Source organism: Nocardia sp. CC213A (genome assembly GCF_030766805.1).
Classification (GTDB): domain Bacteria; phylum Actinomycetota; class Actinomycetes; order Mycobacteriales; family Mycobacteriaceae; genus Nocardia; species Nocardia otitidiscaviarum.
In genome coordinates, this window is the sequence record NZ_JASFXA010000015.1 from 44973 (window position 1) to 60355 (window position 15383).

At 67.3% G+C, this 15383-nt stretch carries 19 protein-coding genes and 2 tRNA genes; 8 read left to right on the forward strand and 13 right to left on the reverse strand.

Going from position 1 to position 15383, the window contains the following annotated elements; genetic code table 11:
* Position 1: 1 nt before the first annotated feature.
* The 3 genes from QJS31_RS25060 to QJS31_RS25070 are packed head-to-tail and all read right to left on the reverse strand — an operon-like array spanning position 2 to position 1672.
* A complete protein-coding gene (locus tag QJS31_RS25060; RefSeq protein WP_235204426.1) occupies positions 2-487 on the reverse strand; it encodes a roadblock/LC7 domain-containing protein in 486 nt (161 codons plus the stop codon).
* Positions 484-1290 carry a hypothetical protein gene (locus tag QJS31_RS25065; protein WP_306357850.1) on the reverse strand — a complete coding sequence of 269 codons (807 nt, stop codon included), beginning with the start codon at positions 1288-1290 and terminating at the stop codon, positions 484-486. The genes QJS31_RS25060 and QJS31_RS25065 overlap by 4 nt, the downstream gene beginning before the upstream one ends.
* A complete protein-coding gene (locus QJS31_RS25070; RefSeq protein ID WP_282785219.1) occupies positions 1280-1672 on the reverse strand; it encodes a hypothetical protein in 393 nt (130 codons plus the stop codon). Before QJS31_RS25070 ends, QJS31_RS25065 begins: the two co-directional genes overlap by 11 nt.
* A gap of 345 nt (positions 1673-2017) precedes the next feature.
* Between QJS31_RS25070 and QJS31_RS25075 the strand changes: the two genes are divergently transcribed.
* On the forward strand, positions 2018-2440 hold the full coding sequence (locus QJS31_RS25075) for a hypothetical protein (protein WP_306357851.1): 423 nt from the start codon (positions 2018-2020) through the stop codon (positions 2438-2440).
* A 119-nt stretch (positions 2441-2559) separates the two neighbouring features.
* Here QJS31_RS25075 and QJS31_RS25080 read toward each other — a convergent pair whose 3' ends face one another.
* Positions 2560-3030, reverse strand: a complete 471-nt coding sequence (locus QJS31_RS25080; protein ID WP_282785221.1) for a MarR family winged helix-turn-helix transcriptional regulator — start codon at positions 3028-3030, stop codon at positions 2560-2562.
* A gap of 110 nt (positions 3031-3140) precedes the next feature.
* Here QJS31_RS25080 and QJS31_RS25085 point away from each other — a divergent pair, with 110 nt between their 5' ends.
* Positions 3141-4094 carry an MBL fold metallo-hydrolase gene (locus tag QJS31_RS25085; RefSeq protein WP_306357852.1) on the forward strand — a complete coding sequence of 318 codons (954 nt, stop codon included), beginning with the start codon at positions 3141-3143 and terminating at the stop codon, positions 4092-4094.
* Positions 4095-4098: 4 nt separating this feature from the next.
* Here QJS31_RS25085 and QJS31_RS25090 read toward each other — a convergent pair.
* Positions 4099-4172, reverse strand: a tRNA-Arg gene (locus QJS31_RS25090).
* Positions 4173-4240: 68 nt separating this feature from the next.
* A tRNA-Leu gene (locus QJS31_RS25095) sits at positions 4241-4315 on the reverse strand.
* A 451-nt stretch (positions 4316-4766) separates the two neighbouring features.
* Here QJS31_RS25095 and QJS31_RS25100 point away from each other — a divergent pair.
* Positions 4767-4988, forward strand: a complete 222-nt coding sequence (locus tag QJS31_RS25100) for a DUF397 domain-containing protein (protein WP_306357853.1) — start codon at positions 4767-4769, stop codon at positions 4986-4988.
* Positions 4989-5080: 92 nt separating this feature from the next.
* Here the strand turns inward: QJS31_RS25100 and QJS31_RS25105 are convergent, their stop codons facing one another.
* Entirely contained in the window at positions 5081-6001 is a 921-nt protein-coding gene (locus QJS31_RS25105; RefSeq protein ID WP_306357854.1) for a helix-turn-helix transcriptional regulator, read from the reverse strand.
* A gap of 374 nt (positions 6002-6375) precedes the next feature.
* On the opposite strand from QJS31_RS25105, the gene QJS31_RS25110 reads away from it, so the two are divergent.
* On the forward strand, positions 6376-7512 hold the full coding sequence (locus QJS31_RS25110) for a hypothetical protein (protein ID WP_306357855.1): 1137 nt from the start codon (positions 6376-6378) through the stop codon (positions 7510-7512).
* A gap of 141 nt (positions 7513-7653) precedes the next feature.
* On the forward strand, positions 7654-7890 hold the full coding sequence (locus QJS31_RS25115) for a lipopolysaccharide assembly LapA domain-containing protein (protein ID WP_306357856.1): 237 nt from the start codon (positions 7654-7656) through the stop codon (positions 7888-7890).
* A gap of 148 nt (positions 7891-8038) precedes the next feature.
* Here the strand turns inward: QJS31_RS25115 and QJS31_RS25120 are convergent, their stop codons facing one another.
* The 3 genes from QJS31_RS25120 to QJS31_RS25130 form a co-directional block, all read right to left on the reverse strand.
* Positions 8039-9781 carry a GAF domain-containing sensor histidine kinase gene (locus tag QJS31_RS25120; protein WP_306357857.1) on the reverse strand — a complete coding sequence of 581 codons (1743 nt, stop codon included), beginning with the start codon at positions 9779-9781 and terminating at the stop codon, positions 8039-8041.
* Positions 9782-9839: 58 nt separating this feature from the next.
* Complete coding sequence (locus QJS31_RS25125) at positions 9840-11084, reverse strand: acyl-CoA desaturase (RefSeq protein ID WP_282783594.1); 1245 nt, start codon at positions 11082-11084, stop codon at positions 9840-9842.
* Between the two features lie 80 nt (positions 11085-11164).
* Positions 11165-11335 (reverse strand): hypothetical protein, encoded by a 171-nt coding sequence (locus QJS31_RS25130; protein ID WP_282783592.1) that lies wholly within the window; start codon positions 11333-11335, stop codon positions 11165-11167.
* 298 nt (positions 11336-11633) lie between these two features.
* On the opposite strand from QJS31_RS25130, the gene QJS31_RS25135 reads away from it, so the two are divergent.
* Both QJS31_RS25135 and QJS31_RS25140 read left to right on the forward strand, forming a co-directional pair.
* A complete protein-coding gene (locus QJS31_RS25135; RefSeq protein WP_282783590.1) occupies positions 11634-12170 on the forward strand; it encodes a DUF5994 family protein in 537 nt (178 codons plus the stop codon).
* Between the two features lie 127 nt (positions 12171-12297).
* Complete coding sequence (locus QJS31_RS25140) at positions 12298-13035, forward strand: TetR/AcrR family transcriptional regulator C-terminal domain-containing protein (RefSeq protein ID WP_282783588.1); 738 nt, start codon at positions 12298-12300, stop codon at positions 13033-13035.
* Here the strand turns inward: QJS31_RS25140 and QJS31_RS25145 are convergent.
* The 3 genes from QJS31_RS25145 to QJS31_RS25155 all read right to left on the reverse strand — a co-directional run bounded on the left by QJS31_RS25145 (position 12995) and on the right by QJS31_RS25155 (position 14510).
* Entirely contained in the window at positions 12995-13474 is a 480-nt protein-coding gene (locus QJS31_RS25145) for a DUF5994 family protein (RefSeq protein ID WP_282783587.1), read from the reverse strand. The genes QJS31_RS25140 and QJS31_RS25145 overlap by 41 nt on opposite strands.
* A gap of 69 nt (positions 13475-13543) precedes the next feature.
* Complete coding sequence (locus tag QJS31_RS25150) at positions 13544-14251, reverse strand: TetR/AcrR family transcriptional regulator C-terminal domain-containing protein (protein WP_282783586.1); 708 nt, start codon at positions 14249-14251, stop codon at positions 13544-13546.
* A gap of 103 nt (positions 14252-14354) precedes the next feature.
* Positions 14355-14510 carry a DUF6131 family protein gene (locus QJS31_RS25155; RefSeq protein WP_282783584.1) on the reverse strand — a complete coding sequence of 52 codons (156 nt, stop codon included), beginning with the start codon at positions 14508-14510 and terminating at the stop codon, positions 14355-14357.
* A gap of 521 nt (positions 14511-15031) precedes the next feature.
* Here QJS31_RS25155 and QJS31_RS25160 point away from each other — a divergent pair.
* Positions 15032-15367: a hypothetical protein gene (locus QJS31_RS25160; protein WP_306357858.1), complete on the forward strand. Its 336-nt coding sequence runs from the start codon at positions 15032-15034 to the stop codon at positions 15365-15367.
* The last annotated feature ends 16 nt before the right edge of the window (positions 15368-15383 follow it).

The window sequence follows — 15383 nt, forward strand, 5'->3', positions numbered from 1 at the left end:
TTCATTCCTTTCCCACTGTTTTCTTGCGCTGGTCTTTGCGGTGTTGGCCCGTGGTCGGCGACAGATGGTCGGAGATGGCACGGGCCACCGGGCGCGACTCCAGGTGGAGGCGGCCGATATTCACCTCGGGACCGGCCAGCACGGTCAACGAGGTCCAGCCCGCCGCGTAGATGACGACGGACCCGTCGGTGCCGTTGACCACCACCTCGTGGAAGCCGCCACCGTGCGCGGTGGTGGCGAGGCGGTGCGACAGCGACAGATGTGCGGCGGACATGGCCGCCATGCTCGCGGGTTCGATATGCGGCGGTAGATCGTGTGCGACCAGTAGCCCGTCCGCGGACGCCACCAACGTGCCGGTCAGCCGGGGCACGCGGGCGCGCAGCGCCTTCAACTCCTCCAGTACCGCCGGATCGGGTTCGGGTCCGGTCATCGCCACCTTGGTCAGCCTTCCCATGAGATCGCCGAGCAGTCTTTTCCGCGGGGTCACGCAAGCTCCTCCAACGCCGCCCGCAGCCGAATGAGCACATCGCGGTCGACCGGCTCCCAGCGATCGGGTACGGAGATCACGGGCGTCTGTCGGACCCGGCGGCGCAACGGTGGTGTGGGGCCGCCGATCGCGGGTTCGGCCACCATCGACTCGGCCATGACGAGTGGGGCTCGAACCGGGGCGGTGGGCGGTTCGATGAGGCCGACGGCGCTGAGATCGCGGACGGCCGCGAGGCATCCGTAGGTGGTGCGGCCGAGTTCGCGGGCGATGGCGGTGACAGTGCGGCGGGCGTCCGCGGCGGCGAGCACCTCGGCCGCGCCGCTGGTGAGCACCACCCGCCGCTGCCGGATGTGCCGGGCAGGCACCACGGGTACCCGATCCACCAGATCCGGTGTCCACGGACCGGATTCGCGGTTCGCGCGCCGGGCGCACTCGTTCACCAGGATGCGGGGCGCGATCCGGCATACCGGGGCCAGCCAGTGCGGCGGTGCGGGCCGGAAGTCCACGGTGCTGGCGGATTCCAGGAGGAAGTAGGCGGCGTCGAAGACCGACAGCAGTGCCAGCGCCTCCAGTCGCGGTCGTTCCAGGATCGGCCCCGGGTCGCCGATCTCGGCCCGTCGCCATTCGTCGGCACTGACCACCCCGGCCTCCACCACGAGCCGGTCCATGCCGGTGGTCCGGCGGCAGTCGGCGAAGGCGATCGCGCCGCCCACCAGATGGAATATGCCGTCGCCCGCTCGCAGTATGCCGGTATCCTTTTCCACTTCCAGCCGACGCAATTCCGCGGCGAGATCAACGCTCATGACCACCCTCGGCCAATTCCGCCAGAATTCCCCGTAGCTGGAAGCGCGCCATGGCGAGATTGCCGGTGGTTTCGTCGATGAGAACGTGTACGAACAGCCGGCCGTCGAAGTCGCCGTCCACCAAATTAAGCAGGTGGAATCCGTGCGTGCCGAATACGACGATCTCGCTGATGTCGTCGCCGTCGCGGCCGCTGGCCAGCGCCGGACAGGCGAGCACCGATCGCACCACATCCGTTGTGGCAGCAGCGTCCTCGTGCTGATCGACCAGTTCGTGCTGTCCCGCCGCCGCTATCGCCAGCCCGCTCGCCCCGTCCACGAGCGTGGCGCAGCGCGCACCGGGAATATCCATGATCGATTGCAGACAACCGTCGATTCCGAGCACCGTGCCACCGCATTTTTCCCGTGAGACATTCGAGCGCTGGCGACGTTACACACTGTTCGCCAGCAATGTGCCGGAACCGCACGAGGATTGCTGAGATCGACGATTGTTTGCTGGCTCGCGCAAATGGATACCCGAAGGTATTGAATACCTTTCGGTTGCCGATAATGCGTATGCTCGACATTGTCTAGAGTCTTTCCGCCCTGCCCTCATGACAATTCGTGCCTACCTGGCGATCCGCCGCGCGGCCGAGGGGTGGGCGGGCCGCCTTGCGGAGATCGTAAGCATATGCCTACTGTATGTCATCGCTTACCGAATCGGTGCGGCCGACGAGAACCCGAGGTGGTCATGAACGAGACATTGGCGGATGGCGGCGTGCTCATACCGTGGAAACCCGGCCCGCGCCACGATGTTCCGGGTGCGGTCTTCGTGGCCGTGACGGATTTCCTGGCCACGTCCGAGGAGGATGTCCGGCAGGTCTACGAGATCGGCGTGGAACTGGGACGCACCTGGCCGGTGATGCAGGGTGCGGTGGGGCTGTGGCTGTGGGGCAGGCCCGCCGAACTGCGCGGCGGATCCATCTCGGTGTGGGAGTCGCGGGCCGACATGCGCCGCTTCGTGCGCTGGCCGGTGCACACCGACATCATGCGCACCTGGCGGGGCCGCGTCGGCGTCGCCTCCGAATCCTGGATCGCCGACACCTTCGACCCCGCCGCGATTCTGGATCGCGCCCGCGCCGTGGTCGACGCACCCCATCGCGCCGCCGTGTGACCCAGTTCCGCGGCGCATCGTCCGGCCGTATGTCCGGGATGGTGATGCGGGCAAAACCGTCTCACTGAATCGCGGCTGTGTGCGTCGCTGTTTGCCGAAGGATAGCCGACGGTGTGGTGTCAGGCGGTGGCGCTGCGGGTTCGCACCGCGTTGTCGCGGATCTTGCGGAGTGCTGCCGCCAGCGCGTCGCGGTCCGCGTCGGGTAGCGGCCGCGTCAGGGTGCGCTCGAGGATGTCGAGGTGGCCAGGCAGGACCTCGGCGACCTTGGTCGTGCCCGCCTCGGTCAGTCTGGCCAGGACGACGCGCCGATCCGCGGGGTCGACGCCGCGTTCGACGAACTCGCGGGCGGCCAGGCGGTCGACCAGGCGTGTCATGCCACCCGAGGTCAAGCCCGTCTGGAGGCAGAGGTCGGAGATGCGCAACCGGCGACCGGGTGATCGGCTGAGCCGGAGCAGGACGTCGAACTCGGCGACCGCGAGCCCGTGGTCGCGTTCCTGAGCTGCGACCTCGCGCATGACCTCGCCGTATGCCTCGACGAACAGGCCCATGAGGGTGATTCGGGGGTCGTCCAGCAGGTCACTCGGGTCCATGGGTGTGAAGCATATCACTTGTTCGTATTAGTCAGAATATGTACAGTCACTCTCTGACTAGTCAGGTAACTATCTGTTTGCCACTCCTTCATGTTGAGAGGATGAGAGCGATGACCAGCTATACAGTCGACAGAAGTGTCCCGTGGCCGGTGCCGATCTGGGACGCGGATTCCGTGCGCCTGAGTGCCCAGGATCTGGGTGCGGGCGCCTACGCGGTCGTTTCGGACACAGCCGACGACGAGACCACGCGCGGAATCCCGCAGGCCACCTCCGGCGGATTCGTCGTCGGCACCGAAGCGGTTCTCGTGATCGAATCCATGATGACCCCCGGGCTCGCCCGGCAGGTGCTGGACCTGGTTTCCGCGTCCACGGAGCTGCCGATCCGCTACGTCGGTGTCACCTCCGATCACGGCGATCACTTCTTCGGCAACTATCTGATGCCCGAGCAGGCACGAATCATCCAGCACGAGAACGCTTTCCAAGCAATCGAACAGACCGGAATCGAACCGCGCAAACAAGCCCAGATCGGCTGGTTCGACCTGGGCAAGGGGATCGAGGATGTGCGGTACCGTCCCGCGGATCTGCTGATTCCGTCGGGTGGGAAGCTCTCGGTGCGGCTCGGCGGCGGAAAGTTCGTCGATGTGCTCGACCTGGGGCAGGGGCAGACCCCCGGCGACCTGTGGTATCACGACCCGCAGGCACGGGTCCTCTGGGCGGGTAATGCGTTCATCAGCGAAAAGCCCGCCATCCCATGGTTGCTGGACGGCGTTGCCAAGACCCCCGCGCAGGCGCTGCGCCGGATCCTCGACTGGATTCCGGAGGGAACGCGGATCGTGCCGGGGCATGGGCGAGTCACGGACAAGGAGGGCATGCGCTTCTTCGTCGAATACACCGAGGCGCTGGTGGACCGGGTCGGCAAGGCGGTAGCCGACGGACTGAGCCTCGAGGCCACTCGCGAGGCGGTGCCGATGCGCGAATTCGACGCTGGCTACCCACTGTTCGACTGGCTGCACTTCGACGTCAACATCCCCTGCGCGTACCACGAGGCGAAGCGGTCGGCCTGAGTCGTGTGCCCGGGAGGATTCGAACCTCCGGCCTCCTGCTTCGTAGGCAGGCGCTCTGTCCGGCTGAGCTACGGACACGTGGCCCCGCGCGGATGTCGCCGTTGACATCCACTCCGCGCTGAGCTGCGCGGGGCGAGAAGAATGGGTTCCCTCGGTGGGATTCGAACTCACACTGTCCGGATTCTGAATCCGGTGCCTCCTGCCAATTGGGCTACGAGGGAAGGGGATGCGAAAAAGGGCCGCTCCGGCGGCGTGCCCTGGAGCGACCCTCGCGGTGATCTCGGTGAGATCTAGGGAACGCTCCGGACGCCCACACGGAGGCTCGGGGGGAAGGTGAGGGCGCGCGCGATGCTACGCGGTGTCGGCTCCGTCACGGTGCCGCCTTTCCCTTGTCGTCGGAGGAACATGTCGAGAACCACGGTAGCAATGCGACTGCGCGGCGGTAAAACGATTTTCCGACCTGCCGATGCGCCGTGCCGCCGGGGTCCGTACGACCCCGTATCTTGTCGGTGGGTGGCCGTAAGCTTGCGTTCATGAGCGTTTCGGTGTATCAGCGCGCAGGTCCGGACGAAATCAGTTGCGCAGCTGGGGGTTCGGATATCAGTGTGGGTGTCGTCAGCGTTGCACGCGAGGGTCATGGGGAGTGACTCTCCGGGGGAAGGAATGAATGCCATGAACGGCAATATGATTCGCGGGGAGCGTCGCGGCCCGAAGTTCGCCAAGAGCAGCTTCAGTTACGGCGGCGGTGATTGTGTCGAGGTCGCGTACCACGACGGCCGGATCGCATTGCGTGATTCCAAGGACCGGTGCAGCCCGACATTGTGGTTCACGCGGTCCGAGTGGCGGGCGTTCACGTCGGGTGTGCGGGCCGGTGAATTCGATTTCGGCGACTGACGCCGGTCGGTGGTGCCGCAGCGAATTCGCTGCGGCACCACCACCCCCACCCCCAGATGCGGCCGACCCCTCGTGCGGCCGCTGGAAACAGGTCAATTCATTGCGATGCGGTGTATTTCGGCGCGGAGTTCGGCGAGAAACTCGCGGGCGTCGTTGTCGAATACCGCCATTCGGGTCAATGCCACCCAGTGGCGGCGGTGGGCGTCGACGAGTTCGGGTCCGCGAGTGACCAGGCTGCCCGCGATCGGCTCGGCGGAGGCGACGGCGTGGTCGGAGTTCTCGTAGATGACGAAACCGTGCGGGATCGTGGTGCTCGCCTCGATGTCCTGCGGAATCACCCCGATGGTGACGGTATCGAGGGTCTCGATGGAGATGATCCGGTCCAGCTGGGCGAGCAGCACGCGATGCGGGCCGGGCCGAAAGCGCAGGGCCGCTTCGGTGATCAGGAATTCGAAGCGCTTCGCGGGGTCGTAGAGCACCCGCTGGCGTTCCAGGCGCGCGGCGAGTGCGGCCGCCAGGGCGTCGGGCGCGTAGGGCGGATCGAAATTGGCGAACACCCGGCGGGCGTAGTCCGCGGTTTGCAGCAGACCCGGCACCAGCGAGGGCTGGAAGTTACGCACCACCTGCGCGTCCTCTTCGAATGCCCGGACGTCGTCCTGTAGATGCGTGCGGTCGGCGAGCGCGGCCGCCCAGTCGCGCACCTCGGGCGAGTGCGCCGCCTCGGTGAGGGTGCGTAGCGACTCCCGGCAATCCGGTTCCGCCCCGACCGCCTCGGCCCAGTCGAGTACCTGCGGTAGCGGGGGAACCACCTGCCCGCCCTCGATCCGCGACAGCGTCGACTGGCTGATCCCGACTCGCTTGGCCAGCTCCCGCCCGGAGATCCCGGCCAGGTCCCGCAACCGGCGTAGCTCCGCGCCCAGCTGCTGGCGCGGATGCGTTTGGCGCACAACGGCATTCGCGACAGCTGCTGCCGTCGCGGTCGCGTCCTCCGCCGGGTGATTCAGTGGAACCATGATGATTCGAATCGAATCATCTTGATTCAGCGGAGTCAAGCGCGCGCGGTCGGCGAGAGTTCGCCGCTCGCAGTCGATCCGGCGCTCGCGGCCATGGGTGGAGGTCTGATTTCGGCGGTAACGAGGTGGGGCGCCGCCGCTGGAGTGATGTGTGACACAGCTCGGACATCGGTGCTGTCGCAACGCGGTGTGCACGGCTGGATTCGACCTTTGCGCCCGGTGTCGTAGGCGGGCGGCACCGGGCGGTGGAGCTGACTCCGCATAGCCAGCAGTTCCGGCGGCCGTCGGCGATGCTCCGAGGGCGGGACCATCGACTCCACACGTGGTTGCGAACGGCCGTATCGGCATTGCGGTCGTGTGATCACGATAGACGCATGACCGCCGTCAACTCGGAGCGCGACGCCATCGTGACATGGCTGCTCGAATCCCCGGAGTGCTCGATTCGATGGCTTACACACACCCGGGTGCTCGGGACGGACCCGGCCTCGCCAGAGGTCCGAGCGGTCCGGGAGTCGATCGCGACGAGCCCGCGTGTGCGCCGTCTGCTGTCGGAGCGGCAGGGCGACGGGACTCTGCCTTTTCATCCCTATCACGCGACATGGTATGGGGCACATTGGGTTCTGGTCGCACTCGCGGAGCTCGGCTATCCCGGCGGCGACGAGTCACTGGTTCCGTTGCGAGAGCAGGCGCTGGGCTGGCTCTTGTCCGGTGAGTACGAGGAGCGCTACATGGGCCGCGTGCGGGGGCTGACCACCCTGCACGCGTCGATAGACGGGAATCTGCTCTGGGCGCTGCTGCGTCTGGGGCTCGCCGACGAGCGCATCGACCATCTTGTCGGCCGCCTGCTCGCCACCCAATGGCCCGACGGCGGCTGGAACTGTGACCGGCACGCCGGCGGTCGCGTCTCATCGTTTCACGAGAGCCTCGTTCCGCTGCGCGCACTGGCCCTGCACGCACAGCTCACCGGATACGAGGACAGCCGCGCCGCGGCGGTGCGAGCCGCCGAGTTGTTCACCAGCCGTCGCCTGTTCCGGCGTGCCAGCGATGGTTCCGTGATGGCGGAATCATTTCTGCGGCTGCACTATCCGTGTTACTACCACTACGACATCCTGTTCGCGCTCACCGTCCTCACCGAGGCCGGTCTGGCCGACGACCCGCGCTGCACGGAGGCTGTGCGGCTGCTCGAATCCAAACGGCTGCCCGACGGGGGCTTCCCCGCGGAGGCGCGCTTCTATCAGGTCCGGACCAAGGCTGTCGGTACGGGCCGATCGCTCGTCAGCTGGGGACCGACCAGCCGGAACCGATCCAATCCCTGGGTGACCTGCGCCGCGCTCTCGGTGCTGACGCCAGCCGGTCGTGAACACGCCCACGTCGTGGAGGCTACGAACGGTTTCGGGCAGGCGCCAGCGGGTAGCCGCAGGACACCGAACGGAGCCGCACTCAGCCCGCCGCGGGGCTCAGCGACACCACGCCAGGGCACCGCGCCACCCGAAGGAAGTGAACCGCTATGAGCACACCTGATCCGCGCGAGCGCGAGACACCCCCCGCGAACCGAACCCGATCTCGCCACCACTCCAGGCGCGCCGGCCGATATGCCGGATCGTCGCGCACCTGCGCGGCCATCCCCGCGCAGCGGTATCAAGCACACGCGGGTGGGCAGGATCTGGGTATCGATCGCGATCGGCGCGCTGCTGACGGTGCTCATGCTGATCTTCGTTCTCCAGAACACCGATGATGTGAACATCGCCTTTCTCGCCTGGAACTTCGACATTCCGCTGGGCGCGGCCTTGGTGCTCGCCATGATCACGGGGGTGCTGGCGATGGCGCTCGCCGGTGGGGCACGAATCTGGCAGTTGCGCCGGGTAGCGACCAAGAAGCCGGACTCCTGAACGCCCACACGGGCGCGTTACGACGGAAGCGGTCCTGCGCGGGTACGGGCGAGCCGCCCCACCTGTGGATGTGCGGGTGTCGGCCGGTGCACTCAGCCGGGCCAGGGCGTCAACCTCTGGTGGATGGCGGGTCGGAGAGGCACGATTCTCACGGGAGAGGCGCGGTCCAGCACAAGCGGGTTCCGGTGGGTTCGGCGGGGCCGGTGGTGAAGTGCCCACCGGCCTGCAGGGCGCGGTGGGCGAGGTTGCTCAACCCGCTGGGGGTGATGTTCTCGCCGATGCCGCGACCGTTGTCTTCCACGGTGATGATGAGGTCGTCGGCGACGGTGACCTCGACAATGAGGATGGTCGCGCCGGAGTGGCGCACAACATTGCTGACCGCCTCACGAACGACCGCTTCGGCGTGATCGGCGAGGGCGGGGTCGACTACCGACAGGGGTCCTGATACGCGTAGGCGCGGGGTGATGGCGGAATCCGCGGTCGGCTGGGCGAGGGCGTCGTCCAAGCGTTGCCGTAGCCGCGTGGAGGTGGTGTCGCCGCCGTGGAGATCGAAGATCGCGGTACGAATCTCGCCGATGACCTGCTGCAGGTCCTCGGCCATGTTCGTGACGCGCAGCCGGATGGCGGGGTCGCGCGCTCGCGCGGCGGTGCCCTGTGCGCCCAGACCGATGGCGAACAGACGTTGGATGACGTGATCGTGCAGGTCGCGGGCTATGCGGTCGCGGTCGGAGATTACGTCCAGCTCGCGTAGCCGCTGCTGGGTGTCGGCCATTCTCATGACCAGCGCCGCTTGGTCGGCGAAGGCGGTGGCCAGCTCGATGGTCTCGTCGGAGTAGGGACCCGGGTGAGGATCACGCACGACGATCAGCACACCGAGCACCGCCTCTGGGGTGTGCAGCGGCAGGATCAACGCCGGGCCGGTTCCGGGCAGCGCATCCCCGAGGAGGTGGGTGTGGCGGTCGTCGAGCTGAACCGAGCGATGCTGGGTGTAGGCGTCGCCGACCGCGGTCGCCGTCAGGCGCACTACCCGGTCGCGGCCTTCGGTGTCGGGTCCGGCCCAGTGCGTGACGGTGAGTTCGGTGACCTCTGGTGAAGGTACTTCTGTGTCGTCGGGAACCGCGAGCATGGCCTGGATCGAGCCGGTGAGGGCGCGGGCGTGTTCGACGACGTGGGCCAAGACCTGCCGCGAGTCGGTGCCGGCGAGGAACTCGGTGGCGATATCGCAGATCGCGGAGATCCACGACTGCCGGGCACGGGTGGAGTGATACAGCCGCGCGTTGTCGATCGCGACACCGGCGGCCGCCGCGAGTGCCTGCACGATCACCTCGTCGTCCTCGGTGAACGGCTGCCCGTCGGCCTTCTCGGTCAGATACAGATTGCCGTACACCTCGTCGCGGATACGGATCGGAACCCCCAGGAACGTGTGCATGGGCGGGTGCCCGGGTGGCAATCCGACAGCGGTCGGATGCTGGGCGAGATCATCGAGCCGGATCGGTTCGGGCTGGGCGAACAGTAGGCCCAGCACCCCGTGCCCGCGCGGCAGATCACCGATGCGAGCCCGCGCTACGTCATCGATGCCTTCGTAGACGAATCGTTCGAGCTGCGCGTCGTGCCCGCGGACCCCCAGCGCACCGTAGCCGGCACCGACCAGGAGGGTGGCCGCGTGCACGATCGTGCGCAAGGTCTCATCGAGGTCCAGCCCGGCTGTCACCGACAACATCGCATCCACCAGTCCGTCCAACCGGTCGCGGGTGTCGATCATCTGATAGATCCGGTCGCGGGTCTCGGCCGCAAGTTCCCGTAATCGCAACTGCGACAGTGTATCTCGCATCGTTTCGAAGTCGCCGGTCGGGTTGCCGACGGCGTCCGTGTGCACTTCGTTTGACGGCATGATCTGTCCTTCCGTCCCGGCCTGTCGGTCACAGCGAGGGGGCCGGTGAACCCGCCCGCTACGGCAGGCCTCCCGTGTCGAAGGCACGGACGCGCGCCCGTCGATGGTGTCTGTCCGCGGACTGTGCGGTCCGCAATCCGCGACGGCCGGCGGGCGCGGCGGCGCTCCGCACGGGCGGCACACCGAATTTGCGTTCCGACGCCGTTTCGGGTGCGTTGTCGGAGGTGGCGCTGAGCAGGCGGTCCGGGAATGCCAGTTTGTGGATGGTGCGCAGGGTCAGCAGATACTGTCGCACCAGCGGTCCGGTGGTGTAGGGCAGGTCGTACTTGTCGCACAGGGCGCGGACCCGCGCCGCGATCTCGGCGTAGCGGTTGCTGGGCAGGTCGGGGAACAGGTGGTGTTCGATCTGATGGGATAGATGCCCGCTCAGGAATGCCAGCACCGGACCGGCCTCGAAGTTCGCGGTGCCCAGCATCTGCCGCAGATACCATTCCGATGTGGTTTCGTGTTCGAGCACGGCGGGGGTGAACTTCTCCGCGCCGTCCGGGAAATGACCGCAGAAGATCACCAGGTAGGCCCACAGATTGCGGAGGGTGTTGGCGGCGGCGTTCGCTGCCAGGGTTCGCCGCCAGCGCCGACCGCTCAGCGCCGGGAAGAGTACGTAGTCCTTGCCGATCTGCCGCTCGACCTTGCGGATCAGGGCTCGTGTCTGAGTGTGCTTCTGCGATTCGGTCGCCGCGCGATCGTGGTCGGAATACAGGTCGTGCAGCGCGATTCCCCACTCGAAGGTGGCCGCCAGGAACAGGTTTTGCAGCGGTTGCAGCAGGAGTCGCACGCGCCACGGCTGGTCGCGGGTCACCCGCATCACGCCGAAGCCCAGGTCGTCGTCGGCGCCGAGCACATTGGTGAACACGTGGTGGCGGTAGTTGTGCGAGTATCGCCACTGGGAGGACACGCCCGCCATATCCCATTCCCAAGTGCTGGAATGGATTTCGGGATCGTTCATCCAATCCCACTGGCCGTGGCTCACATTGTGGCCGATCTCCATGTTCTCGATGCTCTTCGCCGTCGCCAGCGCCGTGGTTCCGAGCAGCCAGCCGAACTTTCCTCTGCCGCAGGCGATTATCAGCCGGGCCGCCACGTCGAGTACGCGCTGCGCCGCGATCGTCCGGCGGATGTACGCGGCGTCCCGCGTGCCGCGCCCGTCCTGGATGTCTGCGCGGATCGCGTCGAGTTCTCGCCCGAGCGCTTCGACGTCCTCGGGGCTCAGGTGTGCGTACGCGGCGACCTTCGTGATTGCCATTTGTCGTGTCCTCGAATCTCTTGACTCGCGCGGTGGGGCGGCGATCGATCCGGGCGACGGTGCCTGGCGTGCGACGCCGGTCAGCGCTGGAGCATCGCTCTGACCTTGTTCACGGTTCGTTGGACGGCGTGACCGGCGGGCCTGCCGCCGTGATCCGCGCGCCGGCGACCGGCGTCGTCGGTTCCGGCGAGCAGCTTGCGCAGCCGCGCTCGCGCCGCCTGTAGTCGGTACGCGGTCCTGTTGTCACTCATCGGGGTATCCCGTCTCCGGCCGATCAAATCGCGCCCGGGGCCGCCGTAGTGGTGGCCGATCAACCGATGCGAAGGCCGGTTCGAACTCCAGCGTAGGCGCGCGAACGGTGTATGTCTACAGCGTAGGCAGCCAATGTGGACAACAGGTGGACTCGCGGACGGGTCGTCGGCGTGCCACCGATGCCGCGGGGGTACTCTCGGGTTATCGGTGGCACATCGCATCCGGTCGACTCCAGACCGCTTCGTCACGCGATTCTCTAGCAGCCCGGCCGTTCCCGGTCGAGACAGGAGCGTCTCCATGACGCCGAAGCCGCCCCGTGCCGACCGACCGGTCCCGCCCGGCGACGACGTCCCGCACGGGCGCGGAGCGCCCACGCCGCGCGTGCTGCTGAAGCCCGCGGCACCGAGAACCGGTTATGTCGACGGAGTGTGGTGGCCCTATACCGACAAGCTCGCGGAGGAGTTGCCGGGCCTGCTCACCCGCCTGTCGACGCGCCTGCACCCCGTCCTCCGGGTGGGCTACCACCTCGTGGAGTGGGCGACCTCGCCGGGAGAACTGGTCGTATCCGGGCAGGCGGTCCGGCTCGACTGGCATCACGACATCGCCCATACCGTGATGGTGGCCGGGCCGGGAAATCGACGACTCGTCCTGTTGGTCGTACCACCCGACACCGACCCCGGCGACGCGTACACCGCCATGACGGCGGCGGCCGCCGCGAACAATGCCGCGCGGCCGGACGATCTGCTGCAGATCGGCATCCGGAAACGGCGAGAGCGCACACGACGGGCGGCCGCCGTGCGGCGGTGGGCCGCACGCACGACGTCGATCAACTGACCAGCGTTCCGACGGTCCGTCGCCCGGAGCGCGGCACCGCGCCGACGTAGGTCATCGCGGGAATGTCAACGCTGTATGTCTACGATTGCCCAATCGGAGATTCCGATGGGAACGGAGGACATCCCGGATGACCGAACGCCCTGCCGATCGGAAGAACTCCCGATCCGTGCGCCGGAGGTCCGGCGTCGCCGGTACCGCCGCTCGCCGCGACAGGCCGGTCACCCGCGCCGTGGTGCTGGACGCGGCGCTCGAACTCATCGACCGCGACGGCGTCGACGCGTTGTCCATGCGGCGCCTGGCGGAGGCGGTCGGACGGGACCCGATGGTGATCTATCGGCATGTGCCCAACAAGGCGGCCGTGCTCGACGGGGTCGCCGAGATCGTGTTCGCGCGGCTGACCGTCGACCCCGCCGACACCGACTGGGCCGGTCAGCTGCGGGGGATCGCACGAGACTTCCGCGGCCTCGCGCTGGCCCATCCACGAGTGGTTCCGTTGTTGGTGACCCGGCCGCTGGCCACTCCGCTGGGAATGCGCCCGCCCGCGGTGGTCCGGCCGCTCGAGGACATCCTCGAATTGCTCACCCGCGCCGGGTTTTCCGGTGCGGACGCGTTGCATGTCTACCGAGCGTTGTTCGGGTTCCTCTACGGGCATGTGCTCAACGAGTTGCAGGAGGTCGTGGAACGACCCGAGGAGACCGACGAGGTGCTGCGTCTGGGGCTGTACCGGCTGCCGATCGAGGAGTTTCCCCGGGTGCGGGGGCTCGCGTCGGCACTCGCCGCCTACGACGGCGGCGCGGAACTGGAACGCGGCCTCGACATCCTGCTCACCGGTCTCGCCGCGACCCTGCCGGGTCTCGGGCGCTGACCGCCGCCTCCCGGTCCGCGCCCGCGCCGCCTTCGGAGTCCCAGCGCTGCTGCGCGGCCGCCATATCGGTCGAGTCCACCGGGGAGATGACCCGAAGGACGAGCTTAGCGTCGATGGCCACCCCGAGAATCTCGACGGTGTGCGCGGGCGCATGCCGGTAGCCGTCGAGTCGGACCAGTCGTTGGCCGAAGCCCAGTTTTCTGGGGGCGGATTCCCACTCGTCGAGGTGATAGACGACGCGGTGAATCGGCCCCAGCCGAGGCGTGAGTGCTGCGAGCAGGTCCGGAAGCTCGGCGGTGAGGTCGCTGCTGTAGGGCCGCCAATAGGCGGCTATGGTCCCGGCGCCGGGCGGGGCTGACTCGAGTCGCGGTGAGTGTCCGGCGGATGTCGGTCGACGTGCGGTGGTTTCGGTCGGTTGTGGCGTTGGTTGTGACGTCATGGTGAACACCCTTCTCTCGCGAGTTCGTCATCGGTGGAGCTCCTGGGGTTGCCTCCCGCCGGCGAGCGGTCATGGTTCGGCGCACGGAGGCGACAGGGTGGCGGTGAGGCCGGTGAGCAGGATGTCGAGGCCGTGCTCGAGCTCCGCCGCGCCGTCGTAGGTGGTCAAGTCGGTGGCGAGGCCGCGCAACAGTGGGAATTCGTCGATCGGCAGGCGGTGCAGGCCCAGGCGCAGCAGATCGGTCGACTCCTCCGGGAGTTCCACTATCTCCTGCAGCTCGGTGAGGACGTGGCCGTAGAGGAAGCCGAACAGGGCGCGGTAGATGCGCAGAGCGTCGGCGCCGGAGAACTCCGCGTCGATGAGCAAGCGCAGGATGCGCTCCACCGGTCGCAGGGTGCCGATGGGGCGCAGCCCCAGCGGGGTGGCCAAGGGGCGGGTCACCAGTAGCGGAACCGTCTTGGGATGGGTGAGGGCGGTATGGCGGAAATCCCGTGCGATCAGTCGCAACTGATGGCGCCAGTCCGGATCCGAGGCGTCGACGGTCAAGTGCTCGAGTACGACCTCGACGACGCCGTCGAGCACCGCGGCCTTGTTCGAGGTATGCCGGTAGATCGCCATCGGATCGCGGCCCAGCGCTTCGCCCAAGCGGCGCATGGACAGCTGATCGACGCCCCGGTCGTCGATGATCTCGAGCGCTGCCGCGAGGACGGCGGCGCGGGTGAGTGGGATGTCGTGGGTGCGCGGGCCGCTTCTCGGTCCGGTGCGTTTACGGTTCATCAGTCACCTCGCGACCCGAATTCTGGGCATCAGTAGTCTGTTTCGCGGCCCGTACGGACCTCTGAAGCGAACGCGGGGTGAACGCGATGGCCCGAGCGGCCGGTCAGTAGTAGTGGCGTCGGCCGCCGACGGTGTGCCCACGGCGACCCGCGAGCAGGAGTCCGGCGCCGAGGGCGAGGATCAGCACTCCGGCGATATCGAAGACGATGTTGTCGACGATGAATCCGACCCCGAGCAGAAGTGCGCCGAGAATGATCATGAGCGGATACCTGATTTCGGGCAGGTGACGCCGGACTCGGCCGGCACCCCTCCAGTAGACACCGCCTGGGCCCCTGATGTCAACAATGTAGGTCTACGTACTAGAGCTCCATTGGTCGTCCAGAACGTAGCTCTACATCGTTGACTATTCGGTCGGCGCGGCGTTCACTGAAGTGGCAACGCCGAGATCGCCGGTGCTCACGGTGTATTCGCACCGGATGACCGCGCGGAAGTCGCGCCAAGTCTGCTGACCGGTTTCTCCGTGACGGGAACATCCGTCCCGTCGCCTTCGGCTGAATTCGAGGCAAACCGATGAACGACCAGTCGGCCCCAAACCGCACGGCATCGCGTCCACTCGGTGGGAGCGACGATGTCGATCCACCGTTCGTCCGACCCGCTGAATGGACTCCCCGCCACGAGGACCGACGAGCCGTTCGTGATGAGCTGATCGAGCGATATCAGCCGCTGGCCGAACATATCGCCGGCAGGTTCGCCGTCGGCGGCACGAACACGGACAGCCTGTTGCCTCACGCCCGGGCGGGGGTGGCGCTGGCTGTCGATCGATTCGATCCCGGCGGCGGAACATCGTTCCTGTCCGTCGCGGTGCCCACGATCATCGGCGAGGTCCGCCGGAATTCCCGGGACTATCAGGGGGCCGAGTGGATACCGCGGTGGCTCGCGCGGATCCGCCCGCCGATCGGCCCCGCCATCGATGCGCTGTGCCGTCGGCTGGGGCGGATGCCCACCGCCGGCGAGATCGCTGCCGAAGTCGGTGGAGACCGGGTCGAGGTGACCCGGGCTCTGGTCGTTCACAACGCCCGCCGCAGATGCTCCGGTTACGACTCCCGCTTCGAATGATGTCGAGCTTCAACGG

Excerpts from the sequence above, each read along its gene's own strand:
- QJS31_RS25150 (WP_282783586.1), bottom strand. The coding sequence starts at position 14,251 with ATGAACCGTAAACGCACCGGACCGAGAAGCGGCCCGCGCACCCACGAC.
- QJS31_RS25135 (WP_282783590.1), top strand. The coding sequence starts at position 11,634 with ATGACGCCGAAGCCGCCCCGTGCCGACCGACCGGTCCCGCCCGGCGAC.
- QJS31_RS25155 (WP_282783584.1), bottom strand. The coding sequence starts at position 14,510 with ATGATCATTCTCGGCGCACTTCTGCTCGGGGTCGGATTCATCGTCGAC.
- QJS31_RS25110 (WP_306357855.1), top strand. The coding sequence starts at position 6,376 with ATGACCGCCGTCAACTCGGAGCGCGACGCCATCGTGACATGGCTGCTC.
- QJS31_RS25080 (WP_282785221.1), bottom strand. The coding sequence starts at position 3,030 with ATGGACCCGAGTGACCTGCTGGACGACCCCCGAATCACCCTCATGGGC.
- QJS31_RS25085 (WP_306357852.1), top strand. The coding sequence starts at position 3,141 with ATGACCAGCTATACAGTCGACAGAAGTGTCCCGTGGCCGGTGCCGATC.
- QJS31_RS25140 (WP_282783588.1), top strand. The coding sequence starts at position 12,298 with ATGACCGAACGCCCTGCCGATCGGAAGAACTCCCGATCCGTGCGCCGG.
- QJS31_RS25145 (WP_282783587.1), bottom strand. The coding sequence starts at position 13,474 with ATGACGTCACAACCAACGCCACAACCGACCGAAACCACCGCACGTCGA.
- QJS31_RS25100 (WP_306357853.1), top strand. The coding sequence starts at position 4,767 with ATGAACGGCAATATGATTCGCGGGGAGCGTCGCGGCCCGAAGTTCGCC.
- QJS31_RS25120 (WP_306357857.1), bottom strand. The coding sequence starts at position 9,781 with ATGCCGTCAAACGAAGTGCACACGGACGCCGTCGGCAACCCGACCGGC.
- QJS31_RS25130 (WP_282783592.1), bottom strand. The coding sequence starts at position 11,335 with ATGAGTGACAACAGGACCGCGTACCGACTACAGGCGGCGCGAGCGCGG.
- QJS31_RS25105 (WP_306357854.1), bottom strand. The coding sequence starts at position 6,001 with ATGGTTCCACTGAATCACCCGGCGGAGGACGCGACCGCGACGGCAGCA.
- QJS31_RS25065 (WP_306357850.1), bottom strand. The coding sequence starts at position 1,290 with ATGAGCGTTGATCTCGCCGCGGAATTGCGTCGGCTGGAAGTGGAAAAG.
- QJS31_RS25075 (WP_306357851.1), top strand. The coding sequence starts at position 2,018 with ATGAACGAGACATTGGCGGATGGCGGCGTGCTCATACCGTGGAAACCC.
- QJS31_RS25125 (WP_282783594.1), bottom strand. The coding sequence starts at position 11,084 with ATGGCAATCACGAAGGTCGCCGCGTACGCACACCTGAGCCCCGAGGAC.